The sequence below is a fragment of the Glutamicibacter sp. St.4D3 genome (assembly GCF_059728615.1).
On the sequence record NZ_AP039380.1, the window covers coordinates 421,389 to 437,142 of the forward strand.

General features: G+C 66.1%; 12 protein-coding genes and 2 tRNA genes. 5 read left to right on the plus strand and 9 right to left on the minus strand.

Annotated elements, in window-relative coordinates; all coding sequences use genetic code 11:
- Positions 1-173: 173 nt before the first annotated feature.
- Together AC6I21_RS01995 and AC6I21_RS02000 are read left to right on the plus strand one after the other, a co-directional pair.
- Entirely contained in the window at positions 174-965 is a 792-nt protein-coding gene (locus AC6I21_RS01995) for a winged helix-turn-helix domain-containing protein (RefSeq protein WP_138174982.1), read from the plus strand.
- A 120-nt stretch (positions 966-1,085) separates the two neighbouring features.
- A complete protein-coding gene (locus AC6I21_RS02000; RefSeq protein WP_497762993.1) occupies positions 1,086-1,625 on the plus strand; it encodes a SixA phosphatase family protein in 540 nt (179 codons plus the stop codon).
- A gap of 81 nt (positions 1,626-1,706) precedes the next feature.
- Here the strand turns inward: AC6I21_RS02000 and AC6I21_RS02005 are convergent, their stop codons facing one another.
- From AC6I21_RS02005 to AC6I21_RS02030, 6 genes are all read right to left on the minus strand, one after another.
- Complete coding sequence (locus tag AC6I21_RS02005; RefSeq protein ID WP_497762994.1) at positions 1,707-2,309, minus strand: TetR/AcrR family transcriptional regulator; 603 nt, start codon at positions 2,307-2,309, stop codon at positions 1,707-1,709.
- Positions 2,306-4,642 carry a YhgE/Pip family protein gene (locus tag AC6I21_RS02010; protein ID WP_497762995.1) on the minus strand — a complete coding sequence of 779 codons (2,337 nt, stop codon included), beginning with the start codon at positions 4,640-4,642 and terminating at the stop codon, positions 2,306-2,308. The genes AC6I21_RS02005 and AC6I21_RS02010 overlap by 4 nt, the downstream gene beginning before the upstream one ends.
- Complete coding sequence (locus tag AC6I21_RS02015) at positions 4,639-5,703, minus strand: P-loop NTPase family protein (protein WP_497762996.1); 1,065 nt, start codon at positions 5,701-5,703, stop codon at positions 4,639-4,641. The genes AC6I21_RS02010 and AC6I21_RS02015 overlap by 4 nt, the downstream gene beginning before the upstream one ends.
- Positions 5,704-5,839: 136 nt before the next feature.
- On the minus strand, positions 5,840-6,958 hold the full coding sequence (gene ald / locus AC6I21_RS02020; protein ID WP_497762997.1) for an alanine dehydrogenase: 1,119 nt from the start codon (positions 6,956-6,958) through the stop codon (positions 5,840-5,842).
- 310 nt (positions 6,959-7,268) lie between these two features.
- Positions 7,269-7,342, minus strand: a tRNA-Arg gene (locus tag AC6I21_RS02025).
- 275 nt (positions 7,343-7,617) lie between these two features.
- Positions 7,618-7,694 (minus strand) — tRNA-Arg (locus tag AC6I21_RS02030).
- Between the two features lie 316 nt (positions 7,695-8,010).
- On the opposite strand from AC6I21_RS02030, the gene AC6I21_RS02035 reads away from it, so the two are divergent.
- A complete protein-coding gene (locus AC6I21_RS02035; protein WP_138925608.1) occupies positions 8,011-9,843 on the plus strand; it encodes a phosphoenolpyruvate carboxykinase (GTP) in 1,833 nt (610 codons plus the stop codon).
- Positions 9,844-9,970: 127 nt separating this feature from the next.
- Here AC6I21_RS02035 and AC6I21_RS02040 read toward each other — a convergent pair whose 3' ends face one another.
- Positions 9,971-11,173: a multidrug effflux MFS transporter gene (locus AC6I21_RS02040; protein ID WP_175419296.1), complete on the minus strand. Its 1,203-nt coding sequence runs from the start codon at positions 11,171-11,173 to the stop codon at positions 9,971-9,973.
- Positions 11,174-11,225: 52 nt separating this feature from the next.
- Entirely contained in the window at positions 11,226-12,155 is a 930-nt protein-coding gene (locus AC6I21_RS02045) for an EamA family transporter (RefSeq protein ID WP_497762998.1), read from the minus strand.
- 154 nt (positions 12,156-12,309) lie between these two features.
- Here AC6I21_RS02045 and AC6I21_RS02050 point away from each other — a divergent pair, with 154 nt between their 5' ends.
- On the plus strand, positions 12,310-12,837 hold the full coding sequence (locus tag AC6I21_RS02050) for a PadR family transcriptional regulator (protein ID WP_054821049.1): 528 nt from the start codon (positions 12,310-12,312) through the stop codon (positions 12,835-12,837).
- On the plus strand, positions 12,834-14,414 hold the full coding sequence (locus tag AC6I21_RS02055) for an alpha/beta fold hydrolase (protein WP_497762999.1): 1,581 nt from the start codon (positions 12,834-12,836) through the stop codon (positions 14,412-14,414). The genes AC6I21_RS02050 and AC6I21_RS02055 overlap by 4 nt, the downstream gene beginning before the upstream one ends.
- Positions 14,415-14,550: 136 nt before the next feature.
- Here the strand turns inward: AC6I21_RS02055 and AC6I21_RS02060 are convergent, their stop codons facing one another.
- Positions 14,551-15,729 (minus strand): globin domain-containing protein, encoded by a 1,179-nt coding sequence (locus AC6I21_RS02060; protein WP_497763000.1) that lies wholly within the window; start codon positions 15,727-15,729, stop codon positions 14,551-14,553.
- Positions 15,730-15,754 lie beyond the last annotated feature (25 nt).

Below are 15,754 nucleotides of genomic sequence, written 5' to 3' on the forward strand. Positions count from 1 at the left end.
TGCTTTGCGTCAGCGGTCAGCTCGCAGCGGAAACCTAGTTTTCGTCGCGATCCAGCCGCTGGCGGGAAACCAACTGTCGTGGGTGTAGAGAAGGACGCCCGCGGCGCAAGCAACAAGCAAACAAGAAGCATCAGCGCCAAATCACTTGGCCTTCGCATAGTTAGAGGAAAAACATGACGGCTGGATCCGGATACGTACACGTTTCAATTCGCAACGCGCAGAACCGTGCTGCTGCAGCACAGCGTTCGACAGCTGGCGGCTATGCCCCGGCAGGCTACCGCCCACTGCGCGCCGTATCCACCAACCATGAGCCGCGCGATATTTCACGCCATCAGACCGCAGCCCCGGTCCAGGCCACCGGCGCCGGCTCGGGCAGCGCGGACACCACAGCCCGCGGGTTCGTCCTGTACGTGGGACTCGATGAGGCCACCGCGCAGGCCAACGGCACCTCGCTGGGCAAGCTGGCCACCCAGGTGCGCGCGTTCCTGGCCACCCTGTCCCCACAGGCGCAGACCCACGCCGCGGTCGCCCTGGCACCGGCCACCGCGCAGGGCGAAGCCATTGACGTGGTCCGCCAGGCACTGGGGGACCCGACGGTCAACCGCCGCGCCCGCACCGAGAACCGTCCCAGCACCCCACGGCCCTCCGGCGTGCTGATCGACCTGTCCCGCCGCGAGGTGTACCTGGACGGGGAGACCCTGAACCTGACCTTCAAGGAGTTCGAATTGCTGAACTTCCTGGTCGAAAACGGCACCCGCACCGTTGGCCGTGAGGAACTGCTGGAAAACCTGTGGCGCAACGCCGAAGAGGTGCCAAACGAGCGCACCATCGACGTGCACATCCGCCGCCTGCGCTCGAAGCTGGGCCGCCTGGCCAACACCGTGCGCACCGTGCGCGGGCAGGGCTACCGCTTCTACGAACACCCCGAGGTCGTCGTCTGGGCCGCCCCGGAATACTCGATCTAGCATCAGCTGGTCGCAGAACGGCCACACCGTCCAACGGGCGGGCGTGCTCCTGGCATGGAGGTACGCCCGCCCGTTCGGCGTTTAAGCGGGCCCGGGACGGTGACCCCGTAAGCTGGTGGCATGAATGCTGGAGGCAAGAACACTGCACAGGCCCGGCGGCTGATCCTGCTGCGGCACGGCAAGGCGGACTTTCCGCTCGGGGTGGCGGACCACGACCGTCCGCTAGGTGCCCGCGGTGACCGGGAGGCGCCGGCGGCGGGCCGCTGGTTGGTGGAGAATAACCTCATCCCGGACTACATCCTGTGCTCCGATGCGCTGCGCACCCGCTCCACCTGCGCCTGGGTGCTCTCCGAACTGGGGGAGAAGGCGCCCACCCCCTACATTGACTCCCGCATCTACTCCGCGGGCACCTCCGGGCTGTGCTCGATCATCAACGAAACCCCCGATACGGTCTCCACGCTGCTGGTCATTGGCCACCAGCCGGTGCTGCAGGAACTGGCGCTGCGCCTGGCCTCCAAGGACTCGGACCAGGAGGCCGTCTACGAGCTGGCCATGAACTACCCCACCCTGGGGATGACGGTCATGGAAACCGCCGAACCGTATTCGCACCTGGATGCGCGGGACGCAGCCGTGACGCACTTCGTGGTGCCCCGGCCCTAGCAAAAAGATCCCGTGACACCGCAGGCGGTGTCACGGGATCGGGGTTAGTTGGTTCGGTCGGTGGGGAGAGCCTGGGCCAGGTTATCCGGCGGCAGCGCGCTCCAGCCCGTGCACGGTGGCCAGCACCGCCTGCACGTAGACCTCCAGCCGAGGCATCGGGGTGGTTACCGCGCGTTCCCGGGCGGTGAGCAGCGTCGCGCCAAACATCGCGCTGGCCGCCACCTGCAGCAGGGGCTCGGGAACCTGCACGGTACGGCGCAGCACCTGGCGGATCAGCGCGGTGATCTGTTCCCTGAAGTCGCTGAGCTGTTCACCCCATAGGCTTTCGGAGCGCTGCTGCTCACTGATCCACAGCTGGGCGTAGGACGGGTAGCGCTCCACGAAGCGGAACGCGCTGACCACCATGGCCTCCAGGGCCTGCAGCCCGTCGGACTGTTCGGCGTACTGTTCCAGCTCCTCCAGGAGGATGTCGGCGCCAAAGGCCAGCAGGGCGCCGATCATCGAGTCCTTGGAGCCAAAATTGTAGTACACCGTGCCCTTGGAAACCCCTGCGGCCCGGGCGATCTCATCCACCGAGACCGCGTTGATGCCGCGGTGCCCCAGCAGGGTCATGGAGGCCGCGAACAGCCGTTCCTTGGAACCGGTGGCCCGCACCCGGGGGCGCCCGACCGCCTCGCCGGTCATACGACCAGCTCCGGCTGCAGGGTCTTCAACGTCCAGGTCTTGTGCTTGCGCACCGCCAGGGTGCTCAGCGCCAGACCCAGCAGCGTGTAGCCGATCAGGCCCAGCACCACTTCGGAGAGCAGCGCCAGATCCGCGCCGTAGACCAGGTGGCGCAGGCCGGCAACCACATGGCCCATCGGCAGGATGCGGTGCAGCACGTGCAGCGGCTCAGGCAGCGTCTCCCACGGGAAGGTGCCGCCGGCGGTGACCAGCTGCAGCACCATCAGCACCAGCACCACGAACTTGCCGGCCGCGCCCAGCAGGGCGGTGATGCCCTGGATGATCGCGGTGAAGGCCATGGAGGCCAGCGCCAGCAGGCCCCAGGTCATCCACGGGTGGGCGGTGTCCAGGCCCAGCCAGAAGAGCACCACCGCGTACAGCAGGCTGGACTGGATCACCGAGAGCAGGAAGAACGGCATCCAGCCGCCCAGCGCGATCTTCCAGTCCCGACCGTTGGAGGCCAGGGCACGCTTGGTGATCGGGCGCATCACCTGGGTCAGGATGAACGCGCCAATCCACGTGGCCAGGGTGATGAAGAACGGCGCCAGGCCCTCGCCGTACGCGCCGGCCTTGGCCTGGTCGGTGCGGTCCACGGCCACCGGGTCACCGATGACCTCGGAGAGGTGCTCGCGGGTCGGGTCATCCGGATTCGGGATTTCCTTGGTGCCGTCGGACAGGCCGGTGGCCAGTTCCCCGGAACCGTCGGCCAGGTCGTTGGAGCCCTTGCCCAGGTCGCCCACGCCGCTTTGCAGGTCCTTCAGGCCGGTGTACAGCTGGGCGCTGCCGGTTTGCAGTTCGGCGGCACCGGCGTTCAGTTCCTTGGCCCCCGAATCCAGCTGCTTCGCCCCGGCCAGCGCGTCACGCTGCCCGGCATACAGCGTCTTGGCGCCGTCGTTGAGCTGCGCCGCACCGGCGGCCAGGTCGTTGCCGCCGGTGGCGGCGGTGGAAATGCCCTTGACCAGGGTGGGCACCGCGGCGTTTAGCTGTGCGGTGCCGTCCGCCAGGGTGTCCAGCCCCGCCGAGAGCTGCTTGTTGCCCTGGGCGACCTGCTCGGAGCCGTCGGCCAGCTGCTGGATCTGCTGCTGGGCGGTCTTCAGCTGCGCCTTGATTTCCTTGGCGCGCTGGATCACCTGCGAGTTGGCCGCGGCCTCGTCCACTGAGCTGGAGACAGTTTTGATTAGCTCATCGGCCTGCTCCTGGGTGAGCGGGTTGTTTTTGTCATCCACCATTGCCTGGATGCGTTCTAAGCTCTTCTTCTCCACGGTTTGCAGGCGCTTGTCTGCATCGGCTTCCAGCGCGGTGATGACCTCGGCGGCCTCGCTGACCTTGTCGTTGAGCTGGGCGTTGCCGTCGGCGACCTGGCGGGAGCCGGCGGCCAGCTGCTTGGCGGCCTTCGCGGCCTGCTGGGCGCCGTCGTTCAGCTGCTTGGCGGAGCTGGGCAGCGGGGCGGTCTGCTTCTTCATTTCATTGAGCCCGGCAGCCAGCTGGTCTGCACCCTTCTTCAGGTCCCCGGTGCCGGCGGACAGTTCCTTGGCGCCGTCGCGCAGCTGGGTCTGGCCCTTGACCAGGTCCCCGGTGCCCTGCTTCAGCGTCTTGGTGCCATCGTGCAGTTCCACCGTGCCGCCGGCCAGCTGCTTGCCGCCGTCGACCAGCTGCTTGGTGCCGTCCGAAAGCGTGGCGACCCCGTCCTTCAGCTGCAGGGTGCCGTCGTAGACCTGGCCTGCGCCATCAGCGGCGTCGGCCATGGAGGAGTGGATGTCCACGAATCCGGCGATCATCGAGTCGGCGGTTTGGGTGCCCACTTCCTTGGCCACCGAATTGTGCACCTCATTGGCCAGGGTGTCGGCGAACGTGCCCACCATGAAGTTGTTGGCGTCATTGGTGGTGATCTTCAGCTGGGCCTGCTTGGCCTTGTCGAAGTCGGCCGGGGAGGCCAGGTTGGCGGAGAAGTCCTTGGGGATGGTCATGGCGAACGAGTAGTCGCCGTTGGCCACGCCCTCATAGGCTTCCTGCTCGGAACCCACCAGCTCCCAGCCGAAGGTGCCGTCCTCCAGCAGGGATTCGGTGACATCCTCACCGACCTTCAGGTCCTTGCCGGACTTCTCGGCTCCCTCATCGAGGTTGACCAGGGCGGCGCGCACGCCGGAGAGGTGGGACTGCGGATCCCAGTTGGCATAGAGGTACATGGCCCCGTACAGCAGCGGTACACAGCTCAGGGCGATAATCGCCAGCTTGGGCAGGGTGCCGCGGGTCATGCGCTGCAGCTCGGAAAGAGCCAGTCGCAGAATCGTCATTTGGTGTCCTCCGCGCGGGAAGTGGTCTCAGGTTTTGGGTTGAGCGCCGGGTCGTGGGGCTGGGCATGCTCGCCCGGCTCGGTGTCCCTGGCCGGCTCGGGCTCGGTGGCTTCGGGTTCGGCTGGGGCCGGGGGTGCCTCGTCCGCCGGCGGGGCCAGATGCTGCGGTTCGCGATCCGGCTCGATGTCGCCGGCTGCTTGTTCCACCGGTTCGGGACCCGGGTCCTCGGATTTGTGTTTCGGACCGTCCGGTTCATCGCCGTCGGCGGCAGCGTCCACCTCGATGTGCTCGGTGTCCTCGTGCTCGCCCAGCAGGGCATCAATGGCCACCGTCTGCTCCGCATCCTGGTTCTGCCCGGCCTGTTCGTGCACGGCATGCTCGCCGACGTCGGCGTCGTCCTGCGCATGTGCCGAATCGTGCGGAAGGTGCATCTGCGGTTCGACATCCTGCTCACCCATGAAGAACACCGGGCCATGCCAGTCATCGGGGACCCGGGAGACCACGGCCACGACCGCTGGCTTGCGGCGGGACTGGGCCATGGCCTCCAGCAGGTCCAGCCAGCTGGAGTCCTCCAGACGGTGGCGGTCGGGAGAGTCGAAGACCGACAAGCGCACCTGGTGGTACTCCTCGCTCAGCCGCGCCATGATGTCCAGGCGGGTCAGCGGATCGAGGGCATCCACCCATTCGCTGGCCACCTCGGAAAAGCCGTGCTGGTTCAGCCAGGAGTCAATTCCGCGCTTGCGCCAGATCGGCACCGGCACCAGGGAGAGGTCCTCGGCCACCAGGTCGCGCACCTTCAGGTGGGGTTCCGGGGCGTTGATTTCCGGTGAGTCCACCAGCGCGCTGTGCTTGCGCAACAGCTTCAGGCTGTCCTGGCCTTCCCAGCTAGCCGTGCCGGAGCTGGGCTTCATGCGTCCGGAGAGCACCAGGCTCAGTGCGGTGCGTGAGAGCGCCGGTTCGGCGACTACCAAGACCACCTCTCCGCGCTCTACTCGCACGGTGGTTGGAGGGCAGATGACGCCGTGGCGACCGTCCACGGAAACAGAGTCAGCAAAAAGCATGAAACAAGACTAATTGAACTGACCGGTCAGTTCAATTAGCAAGGCTGTTTTCTCACTCACACGCAGGAGTTTCACAGGTCATGCCGGTGATGCGGTCAGCTTCCGCGGCTGCGGCACTACGTCCGAACGCGGGCCCTTAGCTATCGGACAGCAGCTCTTGGCTCCGAGTGTACTGGTAGCCAAACTCGGTGGCTACCGATTCCAGGGTCAGCTTTCCGGCGTGGGTGTTCAGGCCGTTGGCCAGGCCCTCGTCTTCCCGCATGGCCTGCGCCCAACCCTTGTTCGCGATGCGCAGGGCGTAGGGCAGGGTTGCGTTGGTCAGGGCCGCCGTCGACGTCTGCGGCACGGCGCCGGGCATGTTGCCCACGCAGTAATACAGTGCATCGTGGACCTTGAAGGTCGGATCGTCATGCGTGGTGGGCCGCGAGCCTTCGAAGCAGCCGCCCTGATCAATCGCGATATCCACCAGCACCGAGCCCGGACGCATCCGCTGAACCATGTCCAGGGTCACCAGCTTCGGTGCTGCGGCTCCGGGGATCAGCACCGAGCCAATCACCAGGTCCGCATCGGCGACCTGCTCGGCGATGGCCAGCTTGGTGGACGCGAGGGTCTTGACGCGTCCGGCGTGGGCGGTGTCGATTTCCTTGAGTCGGGCCAGGTTCACGTCAATGACGGTGACGTCGGCGCCAAGTCCGGCACTGGCCACCGCGGCGTTCTCGCCGGCCACGCCACCACCGATGACCACGACCTTGGCCGGGCGGGTGCCGGGCACCCCGCCCATGAGGATCCCGGAGCCACCCGATGGATGCAATAGGGTGACGGAACCGATCTGCGCCGCCAGCCGCCCGGCGACTTCGCTCATCGGCGCCAACAACGGCAGCGTCCGACCCCGGGTGACCGTTTCATAGGCGACCGCGGTGGTTCCCGCGGTGAGCAAGGCGTCGGTGCATTCCCGGGAGGCGGCCAAGTGCAGGTAGGTGAAAAGGACCTGGTTCTCGCGCAGCAGCGGGTATTCGCTGGGCGTTGGCTCCTTGACCTTGAGCACCAGTTCTCCGGCTTCGAAGGCCGCAGCCGCATCTGGAACCAGGCGGGCGCCGGCCTGGCTGTACTGCTCGTCGCTGATGCCCGAGCCGATGCCCGCCTGGGTTTCGATGACCACTTCGTGGCCGTGGGCAACGAATTCGGCAACACCGGCCGGGGTGATCGCCACCCGGTGCTCGTTGTTCTTTGATTCCTTGGGCACGGCAATGATCATGGAACGTTCCTCCTTGGCGGCGAGCAGTCAAGCCCTGAAGTGTTAATCCTCCACGATACGTTCGGGCTCTGAAGTGTGCTCGAAGATGACGCAACAAAGAAGAGAACAGCTTCAGATGGCTCTGGGGCATGACCGCCCCTTGGTTCCGCGAATGCGGAGGCGGTACCAAGTGCCAATGCCTGAATGGAATAAGGGGATCAAAGCCAGCCGGACAAGCGCTCCCGGGTCGGAGCGGCAGCGGGGAGCAGGGGAGTTAGGTTAAAAGCAAGAATCCCGGGAGCTTGAAAGCTTCCCGGGATTCTTGAACCTGTGCGCCCAAAGGGATTCGAACCCCTGACCTTCTGTTCCGTAGACAGACGCTCTATCCAGCTGAGCTATGGGCGCTTATTGAGTTGTTGTCGTCGTGACGACTTGAATAACTATACACGGGCGAAGGCGGGCTAGCGAACCGGAACGGTTCAAAGTGCCGCGATTCACATCCACGTCCGCCAGTCCAGTGCGTGAGCCCGGGTTCCTCGCTTGGCGCGAGAAAGATGTGACAGGATCCGACGGGGCTGAGCGAGGGCGCCCGGGTGGCTGGGCCGGGGTGGGCCTCCTTGGAAGCTGAGAACGGGAACAAAAAATCCCGGAACTCGCCGTTGCGACGTTCCGGGATTTGCTGGTGCGCCCAAAGGGATTCGAACCCCTGACCTTCTGTTCCGTAGACAGACGCTCTATCCAGCTGAGCTATGGGCGCGTATTCTTTTATTTGGCCCGCAGGTGCGAACCTCGAATAACTATACAGGCCAACCGCCCGGCCTCCAAATTGGCTCGGCGGGGCGCCGGTATCTCGGTTTTTTACTTATATTGAGGACCGAAAAAGGGTACCGGTCTACGTGACCTTCGTCACAGTAAAAGCTGGTTGGTGCACCAATCTTCCCCGAATTCACGGTGTTTTTATTCTAAAGATGTTGACCATCCCCGGATTCTGCGGCTTGGGTCACAAGCGGCCGAAAACGTTGACCCCCTAGCCTTGAACTATTGCAAGTTCAGCCCAATGGAGGGAATGGATAATGAGCACCAGCTCCGATCAGAACGTACTCGATGCAGCACCGACCACCCACGCGAAGTTGGCGGCTTGGGTTGAGGAGGTTGCGGCACTGACGAAGCCTGATCGTATCTATTGGGTTGATGGCTCCCAGGAAGAGAACGACCGCCTGTGCGGCGAGCTGGTTGAAGCCGGCACCCTGGTCAAGCTCACCGACCCGAACTTCCCGAACTCCTACGCGGCCTTCTCCGACCCGGCCGACGTGGCCCGCGTCGAGGAGCGCACCTTCATCTGCTCCGAAAAGGAGGAGGACTCGGGCTTCACCAACAACTGGGAAGACCCGAAGGTCATGAAGGAGCGCCTGACCGGACTGTTCGATGGCGCCATGCGTGGACGCACCATGTACGTCATCCCGTTCGTCATGGGACCGCTGAATGCCGAGCAGCCTGCTTACGGTGTGGAAATCACCGACTCGGCCTACGTGGTCGCCTCAATGCGCATCATGGCCAAGATCGGCGATGAGGTCCTGCGCAAGATGGAAGCCGAGGACGCCTTCTTCGTTCCGGCCATGCACACCGTCGGTGCCCCGCTGGAGCCGGGACAGAAGGACGTGGCCTGGCCGTGCAACGAGGAGAAGTGGATCGTGCACTTCCCCGAGGAGCGCTCCATCTGGTCCTACGGTTCGGGCTACGGCGGCAACGCGCTGTTGGGCAAGAAGTGCTACTCGCTGCGCATCGCCTCGGCGATGGCCCGCGACGAAGGCTGGCTGGCCGAGCACATGCTGATCCTGAAGCTGACCAGCCCGCAGGGCAAGTCCTACAACATCGCTGCCGCGTTCCCCTCGGCCTGCGGCAAGACCAACCTTGCGCTGCTGGATCCGACCATCGACGGCTGGAAGGCCGAAACCCTGGGCGATGACATCAACTGGATGCGTCCGGGCAAGAACGGTGAACTGCGCGGCGTGAATCCGGAGTACGGCCTGTTCGGCGTCGCCCCGGGCACCGGCTGGTCCACCAACCCGAACGCCATGCGCGCCATCACCAAGGGCAACTCGATCTTCACCAACGTCGCGCTGACCGATGAGGGCGGCGTGTGGTGGGAAGGCATGACCGACGAGGCCCCAGCCCACCTGATCGACTGGAAGGGCAATGACTGGACCCCGGATTCCGGGCGCAAGGCCGCCCACCCGAACTCCCGCTTCTGCACCCCGATCGACCAGGTCGATATGCTCGCCGAGGAATACTACTCCCCGGACGGCGTGAAGATCGATGCGATCCTCTTCGGCGGCCGCCGCAAGACCACCATCCCGCTGGTGACCGAGGCCCGCACCTGGACCAACGGCATCTTCATGGGCTCGACCCTCTCCTCGGAGACCACCGCCGCCGCCTCCGGGGCCACCGGCGTGGTGCGCCGCGATCCCATGGCGATGCTGCCGTTCATCGGCTACAACGCCGGTGACTACCTGAACCACTGGGACCGCATCTCGCAGAAGCTGAACCCGGAACAGATGCCCAAGATCTTCCTGGTCAACTGGTTCCGCCGCACCGCCGAGGGTGGCTTCGCGTGGCCCGGCTTCGGGGACAACTCCCGCGTGCTGAAGTGGGTCATCGAGCGCATCGAGGGCACCGCCGAGGCCAAGGAAACCGCCGTGGGCTACGTGCCGACCGGTGATTCCCTGGACCTGACCGGCCTGGAAGGCTTCACCTCGGATGACGTGGAGGTCGCCGTGAAGGTTGACACCCAGGAATGGCTCGAGGAAGTCGAGAGCATCGAGGAATGGTACGCCAAGTTCGGTGAGGCACTGCCGGACTCACTGCGCGCCGAACTTGACGGCCTGAAGGAGCGCCTGAGCGCCTAATCCGGCTCCCGGACAAAACACCTACCCCGCGGAAGAATCATTGATTCCGCGGGGTAGGTGTTTTAAGCGCTCATCCACCGGCAAGTTCCCGGGGAGCACAAGCCCGGGCCGGAAAGAGGGCAGGGAGCTAGCCCCGGCGGGGGCGATGCCGCGCGTCGGCGGTGGACCAGTAGGCGCCCAGCGCCAGGAGCAGCCCAACCAGTGCGGTCACCGAGAACGCGACCGGGGAATCTTCCCCGCCCAGCCCCACCAGCGGGCTGACCAGTGCGCCGGCCAGGAACTGTGCGCAACCCAGCGCAGCCGAACCGCTGCCCGAGGTGCGTCGCACCTCCTCCAGGGCCAGGCCGGTGGTGTTGCCCATGACCAGGCCAACGGGAGCCACCATAAAGAAGATCACCACCGCCAGGATGGGGGAGCGCACCCCGGAAAACACCAGGGTGAGCATCACCAGGCTGGAAACCAGCAGGATCACCAGGGCCACCCCCACGGTGCGGCGCAAGGGGACCCGCAGCGCCAACCGGGCGGAGATCAGGCCGGAAAGAATCAGGCCCAGGGAATTGACGCCAAAGCACAGGGCGTAACCGGTGGGGCTGAATCCCATGACGTTCTGGTAGAGGAACGGGGAAGCCGAAATGTAGGCCATCATCGCTCCGAAAGTCGCCGCGAACTGGACCATGTAGCCCACGAACCGGCGCTGGGTCAGCACCGTCCCCAATGGGCCGAACAGTGCCCCGGTGGAACGGGCCGCGGCCGGGTGGGTTTCACGTACCACCGCAAACGAGCCCAGGGCCATCAGCCCCGCCGCCCCGGCCAGCACCCACAGCACCGCGCGCCAGCCCCCGGCATGGGCTACCGCGGCACCCAGGATCGGGGCGACCGCCGGAGCGACCCCGCCGATGGTCATCAGGATCGAAAAGATGCGTGCGGTGCGCGGCCCGGAGGTGACGTCGGAAACGATGGCCTTTGAAATCACCAGGCCCGCCGCAGCACCCACGCCCTGGATGCCGCGTGCGGCAATGAGCGTGGGCAGGCTCGGGGCCAGCGCGGCACCGATCGAGGCCAGCACGAACAACAGCGTTCCGTAGCGCAGCGGAATGGTCCGTCCCCAGCGGTCGGAGAACGCGCCCCACAGCAGCTGCCCCAGCGCCATCCCGATCAGGAAGGTGGTCAGCGTCAGCTGCACCCCCGAGGCGGTGGTGGAGAACTCGTCCTGCATTGCCGGGAAAGAGGGCAGGTACATGTCCGTGGCCAGCGGCCCGGTTGTGCCCAACAGCACGATCACCATAAACAGGGCAGCGGTCAGCCGGGAGGCGGAGGGGGAAGATGACATATCTGCCATTCTAAATGTGGCCCTGGTCGGGGACCGCGGCCGGCCTGGCAGGTTACGAAGCGCCCGTTCGGGCACCCACGGGGTCACCGGAAGCCGGGGGATTGGAGGCCGTGGCGTTGGGGCCCTCCAACCAGGCCACGCACGCCCCGGCCAGCGCAACCAGCCCAATGCCCGCCAGCGCCACCGGCGACAGGGCCTGATCCAGCAGCAGCCACCCGATCAGCGTGCCCATGGCCGGGTCAATGGCGAACAGGGTGCCAATCACGCGGGCCGAGGAAATCCGGGCCGCCAGGGTGTCCACCGTGTAGGGGATGGCCACCCCGATCAGCGCGCTGAGCGCCAGCATCATCCACTGTCCCCCGGAGACCTCCGCCACCCGTGGAACCCCGAAGGGCAGGCTGACCAGCGCCGCAACCGCGACTGACAGGGCCAGGGAGGAAATCGACTCCGAATCCTGTTTGCCGACCTTCTCCGCCAGCAGCGTATACAGGGCAAAGCACAGTCCGGCACCCAGACCGAAGGCGAAGCCCAGCAGATCGAAATAGCCGCCGGGCCCGGCAATCAGGATCACGCCGGCCAGGGCCAGCAATGCCCACAAGGCCTCGCGCACGCGCCGACTGAGCACCAACGCCACAATGGCCGGACCCAGGAAATCAAGGGTCACCGCGATCCCCAGCGGCAGATGCTCAATGGCCTTGTACAGCAGCAGGTTCATCGCTGCCATCGCGATCCCGTAGCCGGCAATGGCTGCCCACTGCCGGGCACTGCGCCCGGTGAGCCGGGGACGGAAGAAGGCCAGCAGCATCAGCGCTGCCAGCACCAGGCGCAGCGAGCTGACCGCCGGGGAGCCCAGCGAATCAAACATGCTCGCGGACACGGCGGAGGAGAGCTGGATCCCCAACGAGCCGATCAGCACATACAGTGCCGCCCGTGCGCCGGGGTGCGCCGGGGCCAACGCCGACGCATTTTTGTTCGTGGACAACAGCTCACTCCTTTGGGACGGGGCGGGACGTCACATCCCGGGGAGCCGGAGGACGGATGGAGGATGCGCTCCGACTTGAGCCTGAGTAAAGAATTCATTGCGCTCACGGCGCACCGGTGGGTGCAAACTCCCCTACCTGTGAAAGTATAGTCACATGGTTTTGGCGCGATTGATCCTCGGGTTGTTGTGCTTGTCGCCGATGACCGGCTACGAGCTGAAGAAGCACTTTGACTCCTCCATCAACCACTTCTGGAACGCCGACAAGGCGCAGATCTACCGCACGCTGGCCCAGCTGGTGGACAAGGGCTACGCCACGGTGCGCACCGTGCCGCAAAGCAACTACCCGGATCGCCAGGAACACCACATCACCCCCGAGGGCCGCCAGGCGCTGCGCCAGTGGCTGGGGGACGGGGTGGCCCGCGGCACCGAACGCGACCCGTTCATGGGCCAGGTGTTCTTCGCCGCGGAACTCGAACGCGAGGAAATCCAGGATCTGCTGGCCACCCGGCGGGATCAGACCCAGTCCACCCTGGATGACTACCTCTCCCAGCGGGAGGGCATCGACATGCGTGCGGCCGCCGACCGGCGCAGCTTCCTGATGGCCGCCACCTTGGACCACGCCATCCGCCAGCAGGTGGCCGAAATTGAATGGCTCGACGCGGTAATGGAGTACCTGCCATGACTGATAAGAAGAACCCCGAGGGCCTGGGCCCGAACCAGAAGAAACCGACCGGCCAGCCCGCCGGCGAGCAGCCAACGGCGGCCGGGCAACAGACCGGCAATAGGCAGCCAGCCGAGGGTAAACCTCAGCAGGCAGCGCCGCAGACCAAGGACGCCACCGCCGCAGGCAACCAGGCCAAGGGCAGTCGGCCCCAAGACGCGGCAGACAAGACAGCTGCCGCCAAGGCGAGTGCGGCAAAGCCGGACGCAGCAAAGGAGCCGGTGAAGGAAAAACCGGCCGCCAACGTCCCCACCGCGAAGGACTCGGGTCAGCAGGCCGCCGATGGGCCGAAGCCGGCACCCCAGAAGTCGTCGCCGACCAAGCCAGCGAAGAGCAATCCGGCGAAGAGCAAGGCGGCACAGGAGGGCTCGAAGCAGCCGGCCGCCGAGCCGCGGCCCAAGCCCACCGACCCGGTGAACAGCTCCGCCCCAGCGCAGGCGGCCAAGGACGGCAAGCTCAGGGCCGGTGAACCGATCGGTGAACAACCCAAGCCGGGCACCGGGCAGCGTCCGGGCGTGGTCAAGTACCCGAGCGGCCCCAGCCGTGAGGGATCCGCGCTGAGCCACCTGGCTGACAAGGTCAAAAACGGCCGGCTGCTTGCCGGACAGGGGTTCGGGCGCAGGCCGCAGGCCGGCCCACTGGCGGACAAGTCCGGCACCGGCGCGACGGCGAAGCCGGCTGCCGCCGCCAGGCCCGCCACCCCCACCCGGGTCGACGGCAAGGGGCCGGGCGACTACCCGGAGGTGCATCCGGTGCGGCGCCACAGCGGCAACCAGACCCCGCAAACCATTGTGTTCCTGCATGGCGGCAACGTCGGCAACTGGTCCTGGGACCCGCAGGTGCTGGCGCTGGGGGACTTCCACATCCTCACCCTGCACCTTCCGGCGTTCGGGGCCCGCAGCGAGGAGCCCTGGCAGGGACTGGAGTCCGCGGCCGATGACGTGGCGGCGCTGATCGCCGATGAGGTCGCCGAGGGCGGGGTGCACCTGGTGGGGATGTCCCTGGGCGGGGTGATCGCCCTGCACGTGGCCGCCCGCCACCCGGAACTGGTGGAATCCCTGATGATCACCGGCACCCCGGTGGCCGGGGTGCCCGCCCCGGCCCGGGCGTTGAGCCGGATGCAGCTCAAACTGCTGGGCAACGAATGGTACTGGCGTTTCCAGGCCGGCGCGCACGGCATGGTCGATGACGAACGCGACCTGTTCGCCTCCCACGGCCTGGCGTTGAAACCGGCCAACCTGCGCGCCATCATGGACGAGCTGGACCCGGGAGGGCTGCCGGCGAACCTGGCGGCCTTCACCGGCCCGGTGCTGATCCTGGCCGGGGCGAAGGAGCCGAAGGTGGTTCAGCGCTCCTTCGCGCCGCTGCAGACCCTGCTGCCCCAGGCGGTCACCCGCCTGGTTCCGAACCTGCACCACCAGTGGAACATCGAGGATCCGGTGTTCTTCAACTCCGTGGTCCGCCGCTGGGTCACCGAGGGCAAGGTCCACACCCGGCTCGTGGACCCCGCCGCAGCCAAGCCGGCCCAGGGCAAGTAGGGATCCGGGCCCCGGCCCGGTGGCCTGGGCCGGGGGACAAGGGAAAAGGCGCGCCCGCTGTCGCGGACGCGCCTGGTACCCGTGCGGCTCAGCGGACCCCCATGATCCGTTGGACTGCCAGAGTGCGGTGTTGTGGCTAGACGGCCAGCCACACATCCGGTCCGAAGACCTCATAGTGGATGCGCTCGGCCGGAATGCCTGCAGCCAGTGCCTGTCCACGCACTGCGTGCATGAACGGCAGTGGACCGCACAGGTAGACGTGGGAATTCGGGTCGAACTCGGCATTGTTCAGGTTCATCAGGCCGGCGGTGCTCTTCACATCGGTGGGCAGCTCGCCGCGCTCGAACCAGGTGGTCAGGGTCGCGTTGGGCAGCTTCTCCACGGATTCGACCATCTGGGCGCGCAGGGCCCAGGTGTCGGCTTCCTGGTCGGCGTGCAGCACCGTGATCGAACGCTGTGAGTTGCTCTCGGCCAGGGTGGCCAGGGCGGCGGCGCTCGGGGTGCAGCCAATGCCGGCGGTGGCGATCACCAGCGGCTCACCGGAGTGGTCGATGACCAGGTCGCCGTAGGGGTTGGAAATCTCAATGGTGTCCCCAACCTTCAGCTGGGTGTGCAGGATCGGGGTGAACTCACCGTTCGGATCCAGCTTCACGGTCACGGTGCGCCGGGAGGTGTCGGCGACATTGCCGGAGAGGGTGTACTGGCGGACCTGGCGGACGCCGTCGGCCATCGGCATGCGAAGCGAGATGAACTGGCCCGGCTCGGCGGGGGTGACCGGGGTGTCATCGGCCGGCTCAAAGGTGAAGGTCACCGAGCCCGGCGCGGTTTCCTCCCGCCCGGTCAGGGTCCACAGGCTGTAGTAGTGGTCGTTGACCTGCTTGGCGTACAAGCCCTTCTCGATCTTGATCAGCGCGTGGGCCATCAACCAGTAGACCTCGGACCAGGCGTCGGCGATCTCCGGGGTCAGGGCATCCCCGAGGTTCTCGGCGATGGCGGCGAACAGGTGTTCGTAAACGATCGGGTACTGTTCCTCGACGATGCTCAGCGAGGCGTGCTTGTGGGCGATGCGCGCCAGCATGGTCTCGGGCAGGGTGTCGGGGTTGTTCAGCAGGTGCGAGGCGAAGACCGCGATGGAACCGGCCAGCGCCTGCTGCTGCTTGCCGTTCTTCTGGTTCGAGCGGGAGAAGTATCCATCCAGCAGGTCCGGACGCGCGGCAAACATGCGGTTGTAGAAGTTCGGGGTGATGCTGGAAATCCGCTCGGCGATGATCGGCAGGGTGGCTTCGATGACCGGGCGGGATTGAGTGGAAAGCATCGGGTCTCCTTGTGGCGGTTTATCT